This window comes from Pseudomonas sp. B12(2026) (genome assembly GCF_057767015.1).
On the sequence record NZ_CM173430.1, the window covers coordinates 2,421,616 to 2,434,516 of the forward strand.

Below are 12,901 nucleotides of genomic sequence, written 5' to 3' on the forward strand. Positions count from 1 at the left end.
GGAGGGGGACGGGAATCCAGCCACTCCGCAATTTCCATCAAGTCCTCACGCCATCGAGCCTTGCCGGTGGCGCACGGAGAGCTTTGCCCATGCAAAACCAACTGTTCATCGACGGCCGCTTCGTCCCCGCCCTCAAGGGTGGCGAGATCGAGGTCCTGAATCCGGCCGACGGCTCGCTGATCACCCGCATCGCCGCTGCCGAGGCGGAGGACGTGGACCTGGCGGTCGCCGCCGCGAAACGTGCCTTCCCGGCCTGGGCCGCGCTGCCCGCCGCCGCGCGCGGCCGCCTGCTGCTCAAGCTGGCCGACGCCATCGAGGCCAACGCCGAGGAACTGGCGCAGCTGGAGTCGCTGGACACCGGCCACCCCATCCGCGACTCGCGCAATCTCGACGTGCCGCGCACCGCCGCCTGCTTCCGCTACTTCGGCGGCATCGCCGACAAGATCGAGGGTTCGGTGATCCCGGTCGAGGCCGGTTTCCTCAACTACGTGCAGCGCAAGCCGGTCGGCGTGGTCGGGCAGATCGTGCCGTGGAACTTCCCGCTGATGTTCACCAGCTGGAAGATGGGCCCGGCGCTGGCCGCCGGCAACACGGTGGTGATCAAGCCGTCGGAGATCACCCCGCTGTCGACCCTGCGCATCGCCGAACTGATGAAGGAAGTCGGCTTCCCGGACGGCGTGGTCAACGTGGTGCCGGGCTACGGCTACAGCGCCGGCCAGCGCCTGGCCGAGCACCCGGAGGTGGGCAAGATCGCCTTCACCGGCTCCACCGCCACCGGCCGGCGCATCGTCGAGGCTTCCGCCGGCAACCTCAAGCGCGTGCAGCTGGAACTGGGCGGGAAGGGCGCCAACATCGTGTTCGAGGACGCCGACCTGAACGCGGCGATCAACGGCGCGGCCTGGGCGATCTTCCACAACCAGGGCCAGGCGTGCATCGCCGGCTCGCGGCTGATCCTCCACGAGCGCATCGCCGACGACTTCCTCGGCCGCTTCGTCGAACTGGCGAAGTCGATCCGCCTCGGCAACCCGCTCGACCCCGAGACCGAAATGGGCCCGCTGACCTCGGCCCTGCACCGCGACCGCGTGCTGTCCTATGTGGAAGTGGCGCAGCAGGAGGGCGGCCGCATCCTCACCGGCGGCAAGGCGCCGAGCGATCCGGCGCTGGCCGGCGGCTACTACGTCGAGCCGACCGTGGTCGAGGCCAGACCCGGCGACCGCGTGGCGCAGGAGGAAGTGTTCGGTCCGTTCGTCACCGTGCTGCGCTTCTCCACCGACGAGGAAGCCCTGGCGATCGCCAACGGCACCGCCTACGGCCTGGGCAGCGGCCTCTGGACCCGCGACCTGCAGCGCGCGCACCGCATGGCCGAGCGCATCCACGCCGGCATGTGCTGGATCAACTGCTACAAGCGCGTCAGCCCCGGCAGCCCCTTCGGTGGCGTCGGCCAGTCCGGCTACGGCCGCGAGATGGGCTTCGAGGCGATCCACGACTACACCGAGGCGCGCTCGGTGTGGGTCAACGTGGACGCGCAGATTCCCCCCCACTTCAAACGCTGAGGTCCGCCATGCAGTCATTCATCTACCAGGGCACGCCGAGCCGCGTGGTGTTCGGCGCGGGTTCGCTGGCCAGCCTGGGCGAGGAAATCCAGCGCCTGGGCGCCGAGCGTGCGCTGATCCTCACCACGCCGGAGCAACGGGAGCAGGGCGAGCGTGTCGCCAAGCTGCTCGGCGCGCGCAGCGCCGGGGTCTACCCGCAGGCGGTGATGCACGTGCCGCTGGAGGTGGCCCAGGCCGCCCGCGCGGAGGCCGCGCGGCGCGGTGCCGATTGCTGCGTGGCCATCGGCGGCGGCTCGACCATCGGCCTGGGCAAGGCCATCGCGCTGGATTCCGGGTTGCCGATCCTGGCGATCCCGACCACCTATGCCGGTTCGGAAATGACGCCGATCTGGGGCCTCACCGAGAACCGCCTGAAGAAGACCGGGCGCGACCCGCGGGTGCTGCCGAAGACGGTGATCTACGACCCGCAGCTGACCCTGACGCTGCCGCCGGCGATCTCCGCCTGCTCGGGCATGAACGCCATGGCCCATGCGCTGGAGGCGCTCTACGCCCAGGACGCCAACCCCATCGTCAGCCTGATGGCCGAGGAATCGATCCGCGCCCTGGCCGAGGCGTTGCCGCAGGTGGTCGCCGATCCGCTCGACGAGGACACGCGCAGCCGCGCGCTCTACGGCGCCTGGCTGGCCGGCATCTGCCTGGGTTCGGTGGGCATGGCCATCCACCACAAGCTCTGCCACACCCTCGGCGGCACCTTCAACCTGCCGCACGCCCAGGCGCATGCGATCGTCCTGCCCCATGCCGCGCATTACAACCGCGAGGCCGCCGCCGGGCCGTTGACCCGCGCCGCCCGCGCACTGGGCGGCGAGCGCGCGGAGGAGGTGGGCGCGCTGCTGTTCGCGCTCAACCGCAAGCTCGGCATCCCGCTGGCGCTGGAGGCCATCGGCCTGCCGCCGGAAGGCCCGGCGGAAGCGGCGCGCATCGCCTGCGCCAGTCCCTACTACAACCCCCGGCCATTCGAGCAGGCGGCCATCGAGGCGCTGCTGCAGCGCGCCCGCCAGGGCCTGCCGCCGGCCTGACCGCCAGCCGTTCCCCGCCTGCCGGCCGGCTGCCGGCGGGCGGGTCATCACCGGCCGCCGACAGCGAGAACAAGAATGACAAGCGTCAGCCCAGAAACCCGAATCACCGACCAGGCCGTGGCCAGCTTCGCGGGCACCGCCGACCCACGCCTTCGGCAACTGGTGCAGAGCCTGGTGCGCCACCTGCACGCATTCGCCAGCGAAGTGGAACTGACCGAGGCCGAGTGGTTCGAGGGTATCCGCTTCCTCACCGCCACCGGGCACAAGTGCGACGGCCAGGTGCGCCAGGAATTCATCCTGCTTTCCGATGTGACCGGCCTGTCGATGCTGGTCGACGCGATCAACCACCGCGCCGCCGCGCACGTCACCGAAAGCACGGTGTTCGGCCCGTTCTACATTGCCGGCATGCCGGAGCGCGTCCAGGGCGAGAACATGGCCTTCACCCCCGGCGTGCCGGCGCTGGTCACCGGCCGCGTGCTCGATGCCGACGGCCAGCCGGTCGCCGGGGCGCTGCTGGACGTCTGGCAGACCGCGGAGAACGGCATGTACTCCGGCCAGGACGAGGCGCAGCCGGCGGGCAACCTGCGCGGGCGCTACCGCACCGACGGCGAGGGGCGCTATGCCATCCGCACGATCGTGCCGGTCAGCTACCCGATCCCCACCGACGGCCCGGTCGGCCAGTTGCTCGCGGCCACCGGCCGCCATCCGTGGCGCCCGGCGCACCTGCACTTCATGATCGAGGCCGCCGGCCAGCGCACCCTGGTGACCCACCTGTTCAACCACGACGATCCGTACCTGGAGTCGGATGCGGTGTTCGGCGTCAAGGATTCCCTGCGGGTGGTCTACCAGCCGTGCGCGCCCGGCCATCCGCTGGCGGCCCGCTTCGATTTCACCGGCGGGTTCCGCCTGGCGCGCTACGACTTCGTGCTGGAGCGTGGCTGACGATGGATCAGTATTTCGCCGTGTTCGCCACCGACAAGCCGGAGCTGCTGGCGCTGCGCCAACGCATGCGCCCGGCCCACCGCGAGCACCTGCGCAACCCGCACCCGCATCGGGTGCTGGTGCGGCTTGGCGGCCCGACGCTGGACGGCGCCGACGGCTGCATGAACGGTACCCTGCTGGTCGTGCAGGCCGCCTCGCTGGACGAGGTGCGCGCCTTTCTCGACGACGATCCCTACGTGCGTGCGGGGCTTTTCGAGCGTGTCGAAATCCGCCTGTGGAACTGGGGCCTGGGCAATCCGGAATACCGGAGCTGAGGAGGTGAAGGTGAACGCAATCCTGCTCTGCGCGCTGGATGAGATACCCGACGGCGGCGCCAAGGCCCTGCACCTGACACGCGACGGCGAGGGCCTGGCGCTGGTGGCGGTGCGGCGCGGCGCCGAAGCCTGGCTGTACCGCAATCGCTGCCCGCATTTCTCCGTGCCGCTGGACTTTCGCCCGGGAGAGTTCTGCACCTACGACCGGCAACTGCTGATGTGCGCCCACCACAGCGCGATGTTCCGTTTCGACGATGGCCTGTGCATCGACGGCCCCTGCGCAGGCGCGCGCCTGGAGCCGATGTCGATGCGTATCGAGGATGGCGGTCTCTGGCTGGAGGAGCATTCTGGCCGGGCACGCTCCGGGTGCATCGTCGGGTAGCGAGGCGTCCCGCTGCTCCACGGCGTCGATCGGCGCCGCCTGAAAAGAAAAAGCCCGGCTTTTGGCCGGGCTTTTTCATGCTGCCGGGATCAGCCGGGCATGTGCCAGTCCTGCAGGCGGTAGCCTTCGCGGTTCAGCTCGTCGCGGGCCTGGACCAGCAGGTCTTCGAGCTGTTCCGGGTCGGAATAGGCTGAACAGGGGATGCGGGTCAGGCCCAGCAGGCGGGTGCCGGTCCGGTCGAGGACGGACAGGTCGAGGCTGCCGTCGCCCCCCTGGTCAACCCAGGTCACGCACTGGAAGGGTTGGAAGGCTCGTCCGGTGATCAGCAGAGCCTCGTTGAAACGAAGGGTCGCATTCATGGTGTGATCTCTCTGCGCGGTAATCCGTTGCGAAGATGGCGACGGCGGTCCATCCGCCATCGTGTTCGTTCACGCAATTGATGTTTTCGGAAGCGAAGAAAGTCACGTCCTATGTCGCGTTTGTACACAAAGTGGTCGCAAATCAATCTGAGCGAAACGCTGCAGGCCCCGTCAGCCGTGGCCTGCAGCGCTGTGGTGGGTGCGCCATCGCGCCGCATGTACCGTTCGTCAGAAGCGACGGGCGGTCAGGCCTGCATGGCCCAGCCGTCCACGTTCATCGCCGCCTGGCGCAGCGCCTCGGAACGGGTCGGGTGCGGGTGGCAGGTGCGCGCGATGTCCTCGGCGGCGCCGCGGAACTCCATGGCCACGCAGTATTCCGCGATCATGTCGCCGACGTTCGGGCCGATCATGTGCACGCCGAGGATTTCGTCGCTGCGCTCGTCCGCCAGCACCTTCACGAAGCCCTCGGTCTCGTGGTTGATCTTCGCCCGGCTGTTGGCGGTGAAGGGGAACTTGCCGACCTTGTAGGCGCGGCCCTCGGCCTTGAGCTGCTCCTCGGTCCGGCCCACGGTGGCGACTTCCGGGTGGGTGTAGATCACGCTGGGGATGACGTCGTAGTTCACTTCCCCGGCCTTGCCGGCGATCAGCTCGACGCAGGCGATGGCCTCGTCCTCGGCCTTGTGCGCCAGCATCGGCCCGGAGGTCACGTCGCCGATCACCCAGATGCCCGGCACGCCGCTGCGGTGTTCGTGGTTCTCCAGCATGCCGCGCTTGTCGGTGGCCAGGCCGACGTTCTCCAGGCCCAGCCCCTGGGTGTAGGGGCGGCGGCCGATGGCGAGCAGCACATGATCTGCCTGAATAAGCTCGGCCTGGATCGACTCTGCCGCGCCGCCGGCGGCCGGTTCCACGCTCAGGGTCACCTGCTTGTCGCTGACCTTGGCCTGGGTGACTTTCGAGCCGAGCTTGAAGCTCATGCCCTGCTTGGTCAGCGCGCGCTGGAAGGTCCTGGCGGTTTCCAGGTCCATGCCGGGACAGATACGGTCGAGGTACTCGATCACCGTGACCTCGGCGCCCAGGCGGCGCCACACCGAGCCCAGTTCCAGGCCGATCACCCCGGCACCGATCACCACCAGGTGCTTGGGCACTTCGGGGATCGACAGCGCGCCGGTGGAGTCGAGGATGCGCTGGTTGTCGACCTCCACGCCCGGCAGCGGGGAGGGCTCCGAGCCGGTGGCGATGATGATGTCCTTGGCGGTGAGCGACGTCTTCTTGCCGTCGGCGGCGGTCACTTCCACGCTGCCCGGGCCGGTCAGGCGGCCCCAGCCTTTCACCCAGTCCACCTTGTTCTTGCGGAACAGGAACTCCACGCCCTTGGTCAGCGCGGCCACGCTCTCGGCCTTCTGTTTCATCATCTGCGCCAGGTCGAGCTTGGGCTTGACCTGGATGCCGAGGTTGGCGAACTCGCCGCCGGCCGCCGCCTCATACAACTCGGAGGCGTGCAGCAGCGCCTTGGACGGCATGCAGCCGACGTTCAGGCAGGTGCCGCCGAGGGTTTCGCGGCCCTCCACGCAGGCGACCTTCAGGCCCAGCTGGCCGGCGCGGATGGCGGCGTTGTAGCCGCCGGGGCCGCCGCCGATGACGATCACATCGTAAGTGCTCATGCAGGGTTCTCCGGGTTGGAAAAGGGGTGAATCGAGGTTAGCCCGCGCCCGCCGGATCACCAGCATAGGCCCGCGGGATTGCGTCGTTCGATTTATATTTCACTCATAATATATAAGCCTGGACGAATCGCCAGCACATGACAGGCACGGCGGGGAGGGCGAAAATGCCGGGCTTTGGCGCCCCGGGTTCGCGCCTACGGAGAATTCATGAAAATCGACTGCGATTTCGACAGCGGCAACATCCAGGTCATCGACGACAGCGCCCCGCGCCACGTGCGCCTGGCGCTGCGGCCGGACACGAAAAGCCCGCACTTCCAGTGGTTCCACTTCAAGGCCGAGGGCCTGCAGCCCGGCCAGCAGTACCGCTTCAGCCTGACCAACGCCGCCGGCTCCAGCTACACCGGCGGCTGGCCGGGCTACAACGCCGTGGCGTCCCATGACCAGCGCGACTGGTTCCGCGTGCCCAGCAGCTACGACGCCGACGGCCTGCACTTCAGCCTCGACGCCGAACAGCCGCAGGCCTGGTTCGCCTACTTCGAGCCCTACAGCCGCGAGCGCCATGCCGAACTGGTGAAACGCACCCTGGCCAATGGCGCCGAACTGCTCGCCACCGGCCACAGCCTGGAAGGCCGCGAGCTGCCGCTGCTGCGCATCGGCAAGGGCGCGGCCGGCGCGCGCAGGATCTGGCTGATCGCCCAGCAGCATCCCGGCGAGCACATGGCCGAGTGGTTCATGGAAGGCCTGATCGAGCGCCTGCAATCCGCCGATGCCGATATCCAGCGCCTGCTGGAGCGCGCCGATTTCTACCTGGTGCCGAACATGAACCCCGACGGCGCCTTCCACGGCCACCTGCGCACCAACGCCGCCGGCAAGGACCTCAACCGCGCCTGGGCCGCGCCCAGTGCCGAGGAGAGTCCGGAAGTGCTGTTCGTGCAGGAGCAGATGGCGAAATACGGCGTGGACCAGTTCCTCGACATCCACGGCGACGAGGAAATCCCCTACGTGTTCGCCGCCGGCTGCGAGGGCAACCCCGGCTTCACCCCGCGCCTGGAGCGTCTGGAAAGCCTGTTCCGCCAGCGCCTGGAAGCCAACGGCGAGTTCCAGAGCGTGCACGGCTACCCGAAGGACGCACCGGGCAAGGCCAACATGACCCTGGCCTGCAACCACGTCGGGCAGACCTACGACTGCCTGTCGCTGACCCTGGAAATGCCGTTCAAGGACCACAACCTGTCGCCCGATGCGCGCACCGGCTGGAGCGGGGCGCGCTCCAAGGCCCTCGCCGGCGCGGTGCTGACCACGATCGCCAGCCTGCTCGACGACCTGCGCTGAGCCAGAGCCCCGGCTCTTCGTAGGAGCGAGCTTGCTCGCGAACCGCCCAGCGCCGGCCTTGCCGGCGGATCGCGGAGAAGCTCCGCTCCTACAAAAGCAGCGCACCCTGCAGGAGAGACGGGGGCGCCTAGCCTTTGTCCGCGATGCTCTGGCTCTTCGTAGGAGCGAGCTTGCTCGCGAACCCGCCCAGCGCCGGCCCTGCCGGCGGATCGCGGAGAAGCTCCGCTCCTACAAAAGCGGCGCACCCTGCAGGAGAGACGGGGGCGCCTAGCCTTTGTCCGCGATGCTCTTACTCTTCGCAGGGGGATAACGCGCAGCGTTATTCCCTGATGGGTATCGCTTCGCTCCACGCCATCCTACGAAGAGCGATCCTTCAGCCGCGGCGCTGCCTGTCACACCGAAATCGCAGGCGCGCGCAGAGTCCCGTCAGGAGGCCGAGTGGAGGTATTGCGCAGAGGGGCGAGCGGCATGGATGCCGCGAGAGGCTTGAAGGGCCAGGGACGGCCCTTGCAAGCCGACCCTCGGAGCAATGCCGGAGCGAGGGCAGTCTGAGCGAAGCGAAGACCCGGATGTCGGGACGGGCCCTTTTGGTTCCTTTTGGGGCCCCAAAAGGGACTCGCCCGGGAGGGCGAAACCAAATCTCTCAGCACACGCCTAAGCGACGCAGAAACACCCGATCAAAAGCATCGCGGATAAGATCCGCTCCTACGAAAGCGATGCACCTCGCAGGTGTAGGAGCGGACCTTGTCCGCGATCCGCCGGCAGGGCCGGCGTCAAACGGGTTCGCGAGCAAGCTCGCTTGTATGGCGTAGGGTAGGAACCTGTCGGGGGTGGAGGGACCAAGCTCGCTTCTGCAAACCAGACGGTAGGAGACTTCTCCCACCCACGCGCTCACGCCAAGCGCCGATAAGGAATCCATCGGAAACTGAGTAGCAGCTCAGACCGACAATACCGGCAAGCCTGCGCTGATGTGAGCCCCGACAGGTTGTTCCATCTTCCCCGTCGGAGTACGCCATGACAAGCCAGGTCCCCGTTATCGGTATCGATGTTGGCAAGGACTCGCTGAGTCTCTGCCATGCCCATTCAGGCGAAGTCAGCGAGTTGCCCAACGAGGTCCGCGCGATCAAGGCTTGGCTCAAGGAGCTGCCCGCCGGCTGCGCCATCGCCATCGAAGCCACTGGCACCTATCACGTGGCGGCAGCGACCCTGGCGTATGCCAAGGGGCACCGGGTCTACCTCATCAACGGCTATCGCTTGAGCAACTACCGCAAGGGGATTGGCGGTCGTAACAAGGATGATCGCAGCGATGCCCAACTCCTGGCCCGCTATTTGGCTCACGAGCACGCGCAGCTTGAGCCCTGGCAGCCGCCCAGCAAGACCTACACCCGCCTGCAGACCCTGCTGCACCGCCGCAGCCTCCTGGTTCGCAGCGCGACGGCCCTGCGGCAGGGCTTTGCCCAGGATGGCGAGCTCAAGAGAGCACTCAAACCGGTCCTGCGGCGCATGGCGGTGCTGGAGCTGCGCCTGGAGAAGCTCATTCAGGCTGCCCTGCACGACGCCGGCCTGGGCGAGCAGAGCCAACGCTGCCAGGCCATCGAGGGTATCGGCCCATTGACCGCGGCGGCCCTGAACATGGCCTTTCTGCGCGGCAGCTTTCGCAACGGTGATGCATTCATCGCGTTTCTGGGACTGGATGTGCGGGTCAAGGAGTCGGGCCGCTATTGCGGCCAGCGCAAGCTGACCAAGCAAGGGAGCCCCGAAGTGCGACGCCTGCTGCACAACGCCGCGATGTCCGCTGCCCGGACCCACCGCTGGCGCGATCTCTACCAGAGCTACCTGGCGCGGGGGCTGAAGAAAACCCAGGCGCTGACCATCCTTGCACGCAAGCTGGCGAGAATCTCCTTTGCCCTGATGACCACCCAACAGCCGTACCGACCTGCGGGTGATACGGCGGGGTAGACATAGAATCTCCTACAGGGTGTGGGGCGTGTCGGTTGTGCATTTCACCTGACCACTCGATCAATCCCGCCACCAAATCCGTTGAATCTTCCACTCCGCGTGCTAGTCCAATGAATGAGGCATTCGCACGCAGGAGGTGCACATGACTCGACACCGGAAGCTGTTGACCCCGCAGGAGATCGAAGACCTGCAGGAACGCATGGACGCCATGGAAGAACTGGACTTCAGAGAGCGCCGTGAAGTGCGCAAGAACCGCTCGGGCGAAACCAGGCCTCGCACCTACGCTGGCGCGGTGGCCTGAGCAACGGGCCCCAGGGCCCATCCCCCACTGGTGCAAGCCAGCTCGGAAAACACGGTAGGGCCGATCCGGCGCGCCGCGTCGGACCGGTCTCCGTGACCAGCGCATCCGCGTTCATTTCGTCGGACAGTTTCCGCCTTCCCCAGCCGTCACCACCCCACCATTACCCGGCAAACCCCGGAAAGCCGCGTTGCAGAGCGGCGCGTTCCCGCACTCCGATGCGCGTCCCGTCGCGGCGATCCTGCAAAAGATCACCTGAAAACTTGAACTGCATCACATAAGATGTGTCTTCCGCTCAGCCTGTCCGTTTCGTCCCAGCCGTCAGATGTCGCTCATGGATACCCACAACACCCCCCTCGGACCCGTCCCGGCGCATCTGGTCCGCGAAGCCTTGCCCAAGAAAACCGGCCTGGGCTGGGTGGTCGAATTCAACGTCGCCACCTGGCTCAACCTCAGCGTGCACGGCGAAACGCCGATCATCCTCAAGGTGATCTACCAGGACGGCGAGCGGGTCCGCGAAGTGCGGCTCGACAAGGGCAAGGTCTCCGGCGGCCAGCGCATCCTGCTGTGCGGCATCGCCCGCCTGGGCGTCAACCACAGGCTCGAAGCCATGAGCCTGGCGCTGGAAACCCAGGCGCCGATCCAGTCGCTGATGGTCGAGGAACTCTTCGTCCAGGCCGTCGAACGCCAGACCGTGAAAAGCAGCGGCCGCAAGTCGCGCTGAACGCCCGGGCGCCGCCGTCCGCGCGGCGCAATCGTCCGGTATTCCCGCAGCCTATGCAGCGCCGCCGCGCTTGCGGGCCGCCGGGCGCAGCGCGGAACATCGCCTGGCCCACCCAGCGCCAGGAACCGCCCATGCCCCTCGACGTCGACCAGCTCAAGCTCTACACCGCCCATCGCGGCATCGCCATTCCCATGCTCGACCACCTGCAGTTCCGCCACGCGCCGGCGGCGGACGGCTCGGAGCCGGGCCGCATCGTCGTGCGGATCGAGCCGCACCACCTCAACGGCTGGGCCAACGCCCACGGCGGGCTGATCATGACCCTGCTCGACGTGGCCATGGCGCTCAACGCCAGCGCGGCGGACGAAGCCGGCCGCGGTGTGGTGACCATCGAAATGAAGACCAGCTTCCTGCGCCCCGGCGGCGAAGTGGGCGAGGTGCTCGAAGCCTTCGGCACGGTCCGGCACCACACGCGCTCCATCGCCTTCTGCGAGGGCGAGCTGCGCAACAGCGCCGGCCTGGTCGTGGCCTCGGCGTCCGGCACCTTCAAGTACGTCAACCCGCCGCGCCCGCTGGCCGACGCCTGACCGGCCCCGGCAGAACCGGGGCCTGCCCGCGACCAGGCCCCGGTCCGCGTCAACGGGCGATCAGGGCGCCAGCTTGCGCTTGAGCGCGCCGGCCACCGCCGGCGGCAGGTTGGGCAGGGCGCGCAGCAGGTAGGGCAGCAGCTTGCGCTTGGCGCCGCTGAGCGATTCGGGCACCAGCGCCTCGATCAGGTGCGGGCCGGGATGCGCCAGCGCGTACTCCAGCGCCTTCGCCAGCTCCTCGGCGGTGCTCACGCGCACCCCGTGCACGCCCATGCCCTGGGCCAGCTGGGCGAAGTTCAGCACCGGGCCGTGCAGGTCCAGCTGCGACCTCGCCTTGGGGCCGGCCTGGTCCGCGCCGACCCGCTCCAGCTCGACGTTGAGCACCGAGTACGACGCATTGTTGAAGATGATCGAGGTGACGTTGAGCCGCTCGCGCGCCATGGTCCACAGCGACTGGATGGTGTACATCGAGGTGCCGTCGCCGATCAGCGCCAGCACCGGCCGGTCCGGGCAGGCGATGGCCGCGCCGATGGCGTTGGGCAGGCCCTGGCCGATGGCGCCGCCGGTGAGGGTGATGACATCGTGGCGCGGGGCGCCGGCGGTCATCGCCGAGAGCATCAGCCCGGAGGTGATGGCCTCGTCGACCAGGATGGCGTTTTCCGGCAGCAGGTGGCCGACCGCCTTGCACACCTTCGGCGCGGTCAGCTTGCCGCGCGGGCGGCCGGGGCGCTGCGCCGGTTGCAGGAAGGGCGTGGCCTGTCCGGCGCCGAGCGCGGCGACCAGCTTCTCCAGGCTGGCGGTGGTGTCCTGCTCCGGCGTGGCCAGGGTGTGCACCCGGCAGCCTTCGGGCACCAGGTAGCTCTGCTTGCCCGGGTAGGCGAAGAACGACACCGGCGCCTTGCTGTCGACCAGGATCAGTTCCTCGACCTGCGCCAGCTGCACGCCGGCCATCTCCGCCATGTAGGCGATCCGTTCGACCGGCGGCAGGCCCGCGCCGCGTTGCAGGCGCGTGGGGAACACCTCGGCGAGCAGCCGGACGCCGCTGTGCGCGGCAAGGCGCGCGGCGGCCAGCAGGTCGGCCTCGCGCAGGGCGCGGCCGCCGAGCAGCAGGGCGACCTTGCGGCCCGAGCGGATCACCCCGGCGATGGCCTCGATGCAGGCGTCATCGGCGGCCTTGGGGCTGGGCGCCGGCGGCGGCGGGCAGGGCTGGCCGCCTTCGCCCCAGGACACGTCCGCCGGCAGGATCAGCGTGGCCACCTGGCCCGGATAGCCGCGGGCGACGCCGATGGCCTCCACCGCATCGCGGCACAGCTCGGCGGTGTGCCGGGAGGTGCGCACGAAGCCCGGCGAGACGTTGCGCGCCACGGTCTCGATGTCCGACTGCAACTGCGCGTCGTACTGGGTGTGGTAGGTGGCGTGGTCGCCGACGATGTTGAGCACCGGCACCTTGCCCTTGCGCGCGTTGTGCAGGTTGGCCAGGCCGTTGCCCAGGCCGCAGCCCAGGTGCAGCAGGGTGGCGGCCGGCTTGTCGGCCATGCGCGCGTAGCCGTCCGCCGCGCCGGTGGCCACCCCCTCGAACAGGGCGAGCACGGCGCGCATGCGCGGCTCGCTGTCGAGGGCGGCGACGAAGTGCATTTCGCTAGTGCCGGGGTTGCTGAAGCAGACCTCGATTCCGGCATCGACCAGCGTCTTCATCAGGGCTTGAGCGCCGTTGGGCATG

General features: G+C 68.4%; 13 protein-coding genes. 10 read left to right on the top strand and 3 right to left on the bottom strand.

The features are described from left to right. The first annotated feature begins 89 nt into the window (after window positions 1–89). The 5 genes from AC3B6A_RS11390 to AC3B6A_RS11410 all read left to right on the top strand — a co-directional run bounded on the left by AC3B6A_RS11390 (window position 90) and on the right by AC3B6A_RS11410 (window position 4,267). Entirely contained in the window at window positions 90–1,553 is a 1,464-nt protein-coding gene (locus AC3B6A_RS11390; protein ID WP_488402811.1) for an aldehyde dehydrogenase family protein, read from the top strand. Between the two features lie 8 nt (window positions 1,554–1,561). Continuing rightward, window positions 1,562–2,629, top strand: coding sequence for a maleylacetate reductase (locus tag AC3B6A_RS11395; RefSeq protein WP_488402813.1), 1,068 nt, complete (start codon window positions 1,562–1,564; stop codon window positions 2,627–2,629). 75 nt (window positions 2,630–2,704) lie between these two features. Then, entirely contained in the window at window positions 2,705–3,571 is an 867-nt protein-coding gene (locus AC3B6A_RS11400; protein WP_488402814.1) for an intradiol ring-cleavage dioxygenase, read from the top strand. A 2-nt stretch (window positions 3,572–3,573) separates the two neighbouring features. Beyond that, the gene (locus AC3B6A_RS11405; protein WP_488402815.1) at window positions 3,574–3,885 is read left to right on the top strand and encodes a YciI family protein; all 312 of its coding nucleotides are present in this window, start codon (window positions 3,574–3,576) and stop codon (window positions 3,883–3,885) included. Window positions 3,886–3,895: 10 nt separating this feature from the next. Then, complete coding sequence (locus AC3B6A_RS11410) at window positions 3,896–4,267, top strand: Rieske (2Fe-2S) protein (RefSeq protein ID WP_488402817.1); 372 nt, start codon at window positions 3,896–3,898, stop codon at window positions 4,265–4,267. A gap of 89 nt (window positions 4,268–4,356) precedes the next feature. Here AC3B6A_RS11410 and AC3B6A_RS11415 read toward each other — a convergent pair whose 3' ends face one another. Both AC3B6A_RS11415 and lpdA read right to left on the bottom strand, forming a co-directional pair. After that, window positions 4,357–4,626, bottom strand: a complete 270-nt coding sequence (locus AC3B6A_RS11415; RefSeq protein ID WP_488402818.1) for a DUF1652 domain-containing protein — start codon at window positions 4,624–4,626, stop codon at window positions 4,357–4,359. 245 nt (window positions 4,627–4,871) lie between these two features. Continuing rightward, on the bottom strand, window positions 4,872–6,287 hold the full coding sequence (gene lpdA, locus AC3B6A_RS11420; RefSeq protein WP_488402820.1) for a dihydrolipoyl dehydrogenase: 1,416 nt from the start codon (window positions 6,285–6,287) through the stop codon (window positions 4,872–4,874). Between the two features lie 207 nt (window positions 6,288–6,494). On the opposite strand from lpdA, the gene AC3B6A_RS11425 reads away from it, so the two are divergent. From AC3B6A_RS11425 to AC3B6A_RS11445, 5 genes are all read left to right on the top strand, one after another. Continuing rightward, window positions 6,495–7,616, top strand: a complete 1,122-nt coding sequence (locus AC3B6A_RS11425; protein ID WP_488402822.1) for a M14 family metallopeptidase — start codon at window positions 6,495–6,497, stop codon at window positions 7,614–7,616. A 1,014-nt stretch (window positions 7,617–8,630) separates the two neighbouring features. Continuing rightward, complete coding sequence (locus tag AC3B6A_RS11430; protein ID WP_488399821.1) at window positions 8,631–9,575, top strand: IS110 family transposase; 945 nt, start codon at window positions 8,631–8,633, stop codon at window positions 9,573–9,575. Window positions 9,576–9,717: 142 nt separating this feature from the next. Continuing rightward, window positions 9,718–9,876, top strand: a complete 159-nt coding sequence (locus AC3B6A_RS11435; protein WP_488402824.1) for a hypothetical protein — start codon at window positions 9,718–9,720, stop codon at window positions 9,874–9,876. A gap of 331 nt (window positions 9,877–10,207) precedes the next feature. Further along, window positions 10,208–10,597, top strand: a complete 390-nt coding sequence (locus tag AC3B6A_RS11440; RefSeq protein WP_488402825.1) for a hypothetical protein — start codon at window positions 10,208–10,210, stop codon at window positions 10,595–10,597. 131 nt (window positions 10,598–10,728) lie between these two features. After that, window positions 10,729–11,181 carry a PaaI family thioesterase gene (locus AC3B6A_RS11445; RefSeq protein ID WP_488402826.1) on the top strand — a complete coding sequence of 151 codons (453 nt, stop codon included), beginning with the start codon at window positions 10,729–10,731 and terminating at the stop codon, window positions 11,179–11,181. A gap of 60 nt (window positions 11,182–11,241) precedes the next feature. Here the strand turns inward: AC3B6A_RS11445 and AC3B6A_RS11450 are convergent, their stop codons facing one another. After that, window positions 11,242–12,900: an acetolactate synthase large subunit gene (locus AC3B6A_RS11450; RefSeq protein ID WP_488402828.1), complete on the bottom strand. Its 1,659-nt coding sequence runs from the start codon at window positions 12,898–12,900 to the stop codon at window positions 11,242–11,244. Between the last annotated feature and the right edge of the window lies 1 nt (window position 12,901).